The organism is uncultured Roseovarius sp. (genome assembly GCF_913054395.1).
GTDB lineage: Bacteria > Pseudomonadota > Alphaproteobacteria > Rhodobacterales > Rhodobacteraceae > Roseovarius.
Genome location: NZ_CAJXIP010000154.1, coordinates 1 through 7,328, shown reverse-complemented (window position 1 = coordinate 7,328; position 7,328 = coordinate 1). Strand labels below are relative to the sequence as shown.

At 63.0% G+C, this 7,328-nt stretch carries 8 protein-coding genes; 7 read left to right on the top strand and 1 reads right to left on the bottom strand.

Features of this window, described 5'->3' with window-relative positions:
- The 4 genes from QZ522_RS16175 to QZ522_RS16160 form a co-directional block, all read left to right on the top strand.
- Positions 1–785 (top strand): transketolase C-terminal domain-containing protein (locus QZ522_RS16175; protein ID WP_294613922.1); only part of this gene is annotated, 785 nt, incomplete at its 5' end.
- Complete coding sequence (locus QZ522_RS16170) at positions 782–1,810, top strand: ACP S-malonyltransferase (protein WP_294613919.1); 1,029 nt, start codon at positions 782–784, stop codon at positions 1,808–1,810. The genes QZ522_RS16175 and QZ522_RS16170, both read left to right, overlap by 4 nt.
- A gap of 9 nt (positions 1,811–1,819) precedes the next feature.
- Positions 1,820–3,322: an aldehyde dehydrogenase family protein gene (locus QZ522_RS16165; RefSeq protein WP_294613916.1), complete on the top strand. Its 1,503-nt coding sequence runs from the start codon at positions 1,820–1,822 to the stop codon at positions 3,320–3,322.
- On the top strand, positions 3,312–4,607 hold the full coding sequence (locus tag QZ522_RS16160) for an FAD-binding oxidoreductase (protein WP_294613913.1): 1,296 nt from the start codon (positions 3,312–3,314) through the stop codon (positions 4,605–4,607). Before QZ522_RS16165 ends, QZ522_RS16160 begins: the two co-directional genes overlap by 11 nt.
- Before the next feature lie 26 nt (positions 4,608–4,633).
- On the opposite strand, the gene QZ522_RS16155 is transcribed toward QZ522_RS16160, so the two are convergent.
- Positions 4,634–4,885, bottom strand: a complete 252-nt coding sequence (locus tag QZ522_RS16155; RefSeq protein ID WP_294613910.1) for a cupin domain-containing protein — start codon at positions 4,883–4,885, stop codon at positions 4,634–4,636.
- A 23-nt stretch (positions 4,886–4,908) separates the two neighbouring features.
- Between QZ522_RS16155 and QZ522_RS16150 the strand changes: the two genes are divergently transcribed.
- From QZ522_RS16150 to QZ522_RS16140, 3 genes are all read left to right on the top strand, one after another.
- Positions 4,909–6,045 (top strand): hypothetical protein, encoded by a 1,137-nt coding sequence (locus QZ522_RS16150; RefSeq protein ID WP_294613907.1) that lies wholly within the window; start codon positions 4,909–4,911, stop codon positions 6,043–6,045.
- Positions 6,046–6,292: 247 nt separating this feature from the next.
- The gene (locus QZ522_RS16145) at positions 6,293–6,877 is read left to right on the top strand and encodes an ANTAR domain-containing protein (protein WP_294613904.1); all 585 of its coding nucleotides are present in this window, start codon (positions 6,293–6,295) and stop codon (positions 6,875–6,877) included.
- Positions 6,874–7,328, top strand: a 455-nt coding sequence (locus QZ522_RS16140; protein WP_294613901.1) for an ABC transporter substrate-binding protein, incomplete at its 3' end; no start/stop codon positions are given. The genes QZ522_RS16145 and QZ522_RS16140, both read left to right, overlap by 4 nt.

The following is a 7,328-nucleotide window of genomic DNA, read 5'->3' as shown; positions in this document are numbered from 1 at the left end:
CGGAAATTCAGTTCCTGGCCTATCTGCACAATGCCGAGGATCAGATCAGGGGCGAGGCGGCGACGCTAAGCTTCTTTTCCGACGGGCAATATACCAACCCGATGGTGCTGCGGATTGCCGGGCTTGGCTATCAGAAAGGCTTTGGCGGACATTTCCACAATGACAACTCGGTTGCCGTGCTGCGCGATATTCCGGGGGTGATCCTTGCCGTGCCGTCGAACGGGGCGGATGCGGCGATGATGCTGCGCGAATGCGTGCGGCTGGCGCGCGAAGAGCAACGGGTGGTGGTGTTTCTTGAACCCATCGCGCTTTATCCGATGCGCGATCTGCACGAGACAAAGGACGGCGGCTGGATGCGGACCTATCCCGACCCGTCGCAAACTATTCCGCTGGGGCAGGTTGGCATTGAGGGCGACGGGGCCGATCTGGCCATCGTTACCTTTGGCAACGGGGTTTACCTGTCGCATCAGGCACTGCCACGGATCGCGGCGGCGGGGATCAAGGCGCGGATCGTTGACATGCGGTGGTTGTCGCCCTTGCCGGTGCAGGCCCTGAGCGACGCGGTGCAGGGATGCGCCAATGTGCTTATCGTGGACGAAACCCGCCACTCGGGCGGGGTGGCCGAGGCGCTGATGGCGCATTTCCACGAAACTGGCGTGCCGCGCCTGTCGCGCCTGACCGCCGAGGACAGTTTCATTGCCACCGGCCCGGCCTATGCCGCAACCATGCCGTCGGCGGACAGTATCGCGCAGGCCGCATTGGCACTGGTGGGGGAAAAGCCATGAAACGGGCCGTTCTGATCTGTCCCGGTCGCGGGACCTATAACAAGGCCGAGTTGGGCTATCTCGGGCGGTATTTCCCGGATCAGGGGTTGCTGGCCACCTTTGATGCACAGCGGGCCGATGCCGGGCAGGACAGCCTGATCGCACTGGATGGCGCGGGGCGGTTTTCGCTGTCACGGCATGGGCGCGGGGACAATGCGGCGGGGCTGATCTATGCCGCCGGATACGGGGATTTCCTGTCGGTCGACCGGGGGGCCTATGACATCGTTGCGGTGACGGGCAATTCTATGGGCTGGTACACCGCGCTTGCCTGTGGCGGCGCGCTGTCTGCACCCCAAGGGTTCCGGCTGGCGAATACCATGGGCACGCTGATGCAACGGGCGATGATTGGCGGGCAGGTGATTTACCCTTGGGTGGATGACGATTGGGTGCCCAAATTCGCCCGACGCGAAGCGTTGTTAAGCATCGTGGAGCACATCAATACGCTTGCCGACCATGTGCTGAGCCTGTCGATTGATCTGGGCGGGATGCTGGTTCTGGCGGGCAACGAGGCCGGGCTGACGGCGTTTGAAAAACAGGTTGACCCCGTGCAGGGCCGCTTTCCGATGCGATTGGGTAATCATGCGGCCTTCCATAGCCCGCTTCAGGCGCCGGTGGCGCAGGAGGGGCGTGTCGCGCTGGCCGATCTTGCGATGCGGCAGCCGGACCTTCCGCTTGTCGACGGGCGCGGGGCGATCTGGTGGCCACATGGCACCGATACAGGGGCCTTGTGGGACTATACGTTGGGCCATCAGGTGACCGAGCCCTACGATTTCACCCGTGCCATCACGGTGGCGGCGCGGGAATTTGCGCCGGATCTGTTCATCATCGCGGGGCCGGGGGCCACGCTGGGCGGGGCGGTGGTGCAATCGCTGATCCGTGCGCAATGGCGTGGGCTATGCGACAAATCGCAATTCAAACAACAACAGGCAACGCGCCCGCTGCTTTTGTCCATGGGCATGGACGACCAGCGCGCGCAAGTAACATGAGGAAACGTAATGACTTATTCTGATATTCTGAGCGCTTCGGGGCTGCCCTTGTCCGACCTGACGGGGGGCACGCTGGCGGTGCAGACGCCGGTGGATGGGACGGAAATCGCGCGGCTTGCCTGCCACACGCCCACTGAGGCCGACGCGATGATCGACAAGGCACATGAGGCGTTTCTGGCCTGGCGCAAGATGCCCGCCCCGCGCCGGGGCGAATTCGTCCGCCTGCTGGGCGAAGAGTTGCGCCGGGAAAAGGACGCTCTGGGTGCGCTGGTGACGCTGGAGTGCGGGAAAATCCTGCAAGAGGGGCTTGGCGAAGTTCAGGAGATGATCGACATCTGCGATTTTGCGGTGGGGCTGTCGCGGCAGCTTTATGGGTTGACCATTGCCTCGGAACGGCCCGGCCATGCGATGCGCGAAACCTGGCATCCCATGGGGGTGTGCGGGGTGATCACGGCGTTCAACTTTCCGGTGGCACCGTGGTGCTGGAACGCCGCGCTGGCGCTGGTTTGCGGCGATCCGGTGATCTGGAAGCCTTCGGAAAAGACGCCGCTGACAGCGCTGGCCGTGCAGAAGATCTGCGAGCGCGTGGCCGATGCCTTTGGGTCGGATGCGCCGGATGGGCTGACGCAGGTGCTTATTGGCGAGCGCGAACTGGGGCAGACGCTGACGGCGAACCGCAAGGTGGCGATTGTTTCGGCGACCGGCTCGGTTCCGATGGGGCGCGCAGTGGCGGCGGATATGGCCAAACGGCTGGGCCGCAGCATCCTTGAGCTGGGCGGCAACAACGCGATGATCGTTGCGCCCTCGGCCGATCTGGAAATGGCATTGCGGGCCATCGTGTTTTCCGCCGTGGGCACGGCGGGGCAACGCTGCACCAGCCTGCGGCGGCTGATCGTGCATGAGGATGTGTATGACGCGCTGATCCCCCGGTTGATCAAGGCCTATGAGGGCCTGCCGATTGGCGATCCGTTGCAGGCGGGCACCTTGGTTGGCCCGCTGATCGACACTTCCGCCGCCGAGGCGATGGGGCGGGCCCTGGAACAGGCGCGGGGCGAAGGCGGCACGGTGCATGGCGGCGGCAAGGCGCTGGCCGACAGCCATTCCGGCGCGGCCTATGTGCATCCCGCGATCGTGGAAATGCCCGCGCAGACCGCGATCATGCATCACGAGACCTTTGCCCCGATCCTTTATGTGGTGAAATATGGCGAGCTGGATCAGGCCATCGAAATGCAGAACGCCGTGCCGCAGGGGCTGAGCTCGTGCATCTTTTCCACCGACGTGCGGGAAACCGAGGAATTCCTTTCGGCTGTCGGATCGGATTGTGGCATCGCCAATGTGAATATTGGCCCGTCCGGGGCCGAGATCGGCGGGGCGTTCGGCGGAGAGAAGGAAACCGGCGGCGGGCGCGAAAGCGGCTCGGATGCGTGGAAGGGATACATGCGGCGGCAAACCAACACCGTCAATTACTCGCGCGAGCTACCACTGGCACAGGGGATCAAGTTTGACATCTGAGCACGATTGCGGGCTGTGGGGGCATAGCCTGCGCGACAAGGCCGATACCCCCACGCTGAACAGCGATCAGACCGCCGACATGGTCATCGTGGGGGGCGGGTTCACTGGTTGCGCCGCCGCGTTGGAAGCTGCCCGGCAAGGGGTGTCGGTCGTGCTGGTCGAGGCGAATGCGATTGGCTTTGGTGGTTCGGGCCGGAATGTGGGGCTGGTGAATGCGGGGCTTTGGCTGCCGCCTGAAACCATCGTCGCGCAGATGGGGCCGCAGGCCGGGCGCCGCCTTATCCGGCTTCTGGCCGCTGCCCCCGATCAGGTTTTCGATGTGATCGAACGCGAGGGGATCGCCTGCGAGGCGGTGCGCCAAGGCACGCTGCATCTGGCCCACGCCCCGGCAGGGCTGCGCGATTTGCAGGACCGGCATCGGCAGGCCGAGGCCTTTGGCCTGCGCACCGAGCTTTTGGATGCGGCGGAAACCCGGCGGCGGACGGGAACGGATGCCTATCACGGGGCGCTGTTCCATCCGGGTGCCGGAACGGTGCAGCCGCTCGCCTATTGCCACGGGCTTGCCCGCGCAGCGATGCGTGCGGGCGCGCGTTTGTTCACTCACAGTCCGGCGCAGGCGATTGCCCGGGTCGGGGCGGGTTGGCAGGTCACGGCCAATGGGCACAGGATCACGGCATCGCGCTTGTTGATGGCGGTCAATGCCTATCCCCAGGCCGGGGCAGTCGCGCAAACCCCGCGCTGTACGCCGGTGTTTTTTAGCCAGTTCGCAACCGACCCGTTACCGGAAAAGACATTGCAAACACTTCTGCCGGGGCAGGAGGGGTGCTGGGATACCGGGTTGGTCATGACCTCGGTCCGGCGGGATCAGGCCGGGCGGCTGATCCTTGGCACGATGGGCAATATCCGGGGGATCGGCGGGGCGGTTCACGAAGGCTGGATGCGCCGGGAATTGCGGCGCCTCTATCCGGCGCTTGCCGATATTCCGTTTGAACACGCGTGGGCGGGCCGGATTGCGATGACCCGCGATCATGTTCCCAAGATCCAGCGGCTTGGCCCGAACGCCCTGACGGTTTTTGGGTATTCCGGGCGGGGCATCGGGCCGGGCACGGTGTTCGGTACGGCTGCGGTGCGGGCGCTCTTGTCGGGCGATGAGGCCTGCCTGCCGTTGCCAGCCATTGCGGGGTACAGCGAATGGCTCCCTTCGGCGCGGGCTGCGGTTTTTGAGGCCGGGGCGATTGGCCTGCACGGTCTTCGGGGGCGAAGACCGGTCAAAGTTGGGCCATGATGCGGGCAGCGGTCCCCCGCTTCCCTTCAATAACTAGGCGGTGAAATCGCGCTGATAATTTCAGCTTTGGTGGACCCTGCATTGCGGAATCGGTGAAACTCGCGGCTGTCAAAATAATAGCCGTCACCTTTCTTCAGGACGCGCGTTGATTCCCCAACGGTCAACTCGACCTCGCCGGACATCACATAGCCCGCTTCCTGCGCAACATGAGTCAGCATTTCGCCGCTATGCGCAGGACTGGTTGCCGCCGATCGGCCCGTCTCCTGTTCGCGAGACATTGCACCGTGGCATTCCCCGCGAGATGGATGAGCACGACATCGCGCGGGTCATCAAAGCCTATGACCAGGCCGCGCGGCGGTGCGAGGAAGGCGGGCTTGACGGGATCGAAACGCTTGCCGCCGGGCACATTATCGGACAGTTCCTGTCACCCAAGACCAACCACCGCACGGACCGGTTTGGCGGCTCGCTGGAAAACCGGGTGCGCTTTGCGTTGATGGTACATGAGGAAATCCGCCGCAATGTCAGCGACGGTTTCATCGTCGGCATGCGCTATGTGGTGGACGAGGGCATTGACGGTGAGTTGTCGGCGGAAGAATGCCTTGCGGCGGCACAGATTCTTGAACGAGAAGGCGCGGTCGACTTTTTCAATGCGCTGTTCGGCTCGATGGATACCTCGCGGTCGCTGTCGGAAGAGGTGTTCCCCGGTATGGGCATGCCTGCCGCGCCATGGGTCGCGGCGGTCGGTCTGTTCAAACGCGCGGTGAACCTGCCGGTTTTCCACGCGGCGAAATTGTCCGACATGGCCTCGGCGCGCTTTGCCGTCTCCGAGGGGCATGTGGATATGGCCGGGCTGACCCGTCCGCATATCACGGACCCGCATATGGTGGCCAAGCTGATGCGCGGGGAAGAGCACCGGATCAGGCCTTGCGTCGGGGACGTTCTGATCTGGGACAACACGGGCCGACATCCGGCGCTGCTGGCCGCGCAGGTCGCGCAGGCGGAAGGGGCCAATGTGCGCCTGACGACCATTGATGTGAATATCGGTCAGGATCTTGTCTATCCGGAGTCGACGCGCTGGCACAAAGAGTTTGCAAAGTCCGGCCTGCGCCCCGAGGGCAACCTGCGGCTGACCGGCGTCACCCGCAAGGGCAACAAGCTTGAGGCGACTTTGATGAACGAGCTGACCCATGACATCGAACGGCAGATCTATGATCAGGTGATTGTCGAAATGGGCACGATACCGATGAACGAGCTGTTTGATGAGCTTCGCGGGCAGTCGGCCAATGACGGGGTCACCGACCTTCACGCGCTCAAGAATCTCGAACCCCAGCCCCGAAGAGGCAAGGGGTATGAGTTGCACCGTATTGGCGATGCCCAGTCGTCACGCAATATCCACGCTGCGGTTTACGATGCGTTGCGCCTTTGTTCGGTGGCTTAGGCCAGATTTCGGGCAAACGCCGAACGCAGTAGTTTAATCCCGGCGGGCGCGACAGAAAGGGCCTTCCGCGCCGTGAGGTGACCGGGCAGGGACGTCATGGAATGAGGCGTTCCGGCGAATGCTCGCGTGGTTTCCGCAATTGCCTAGAAGTTGGGCGAATAGCTGAAAAATCCATCTCATACTGATTTGTCCGTGTAAAATCGTTGAACGAGCTTGCAGTGAATCCGGATTGCGATAGCCAGATGAAATGATGCAAAAGCTGACAGTTGTGGTGGTTGAAGAAGATCGTGATCGCGCGCTCGCGATTGTTGACGCCCTTAGCGATGCGCAAGACTGCGACGTTTTCGTTATTGGCAATTCCAGCGGTCTTGCGCGCAAAATCGCGTCCCATTCGCCTGACATCGTTCTGATCGACATTGATAATCCCACGCGGGACATGATGGAGGAATTGACTTTGGCGTCTGGTCCTCTTGACCGCCCTGTTGCCATGTTTGTGTCGGGCCAGGCCGGGGGTCTCGCGCAGGCCGCGATCGAAGCCGGCGTGTCGGCATATGTTGTCGACGGGTTGTCGCCCGCGCGGATCAAGCCGGTGATGGATACGGCCATCGCGCGGTTTCGCATGGTGCGGCAGATGCGCAACGAACTGGCCGAAACGCGCCGCGCACTGGAAGAGCGCAAGGTGATCGATCGTGCCAAGGGCCTTTTGATGAAGGCCAAGGGGATAGACGAAGATGCCGCTTATGCACTTTTGCGCAAAGCGGCGATGGATCAGGGCCGCCGCGTCGCAGATGTCGCCGAAGCACTTGTGACCGCATCGGGATTGCTGGGATGAGAGTTGTCACGATTTCTGTCGCCTACATCCCGCTGATTGACGCCGCACCGCTTATCATGGCGCAAGAGATGGGGTTTGCGGCGGACGAAGGCATCGCGCTGAATTTGATCGCGGCGCCCTCTTGGTCTTCGGTGCGTGACATGCTGGCTTTTGGACGTGTTGACGCCGCGCATATGCTGTCACCGGTTCCCGTTGCCATGGCGATGGGGCTGGGCGGCGTGACCACCGCGATATCCGCTGTGTCGGTGCTGTCGGTCAATGGAAACGTGATCGGGGTCAGCCGGGCCGTCGAGGATCGGTTGCGCGCGGATGGGTTCGACTTTGACTTTAAAGACCCGCGACGCGCGGCTGCGGCGCTGTCCAAGGGCCGCGAAGGGCCGCTCAGGTTCGGTGTGCCATTCCCATTTTCCATGCATGTCGCGCTGTTGCGTTACTGGGCAGGGGCGACAGA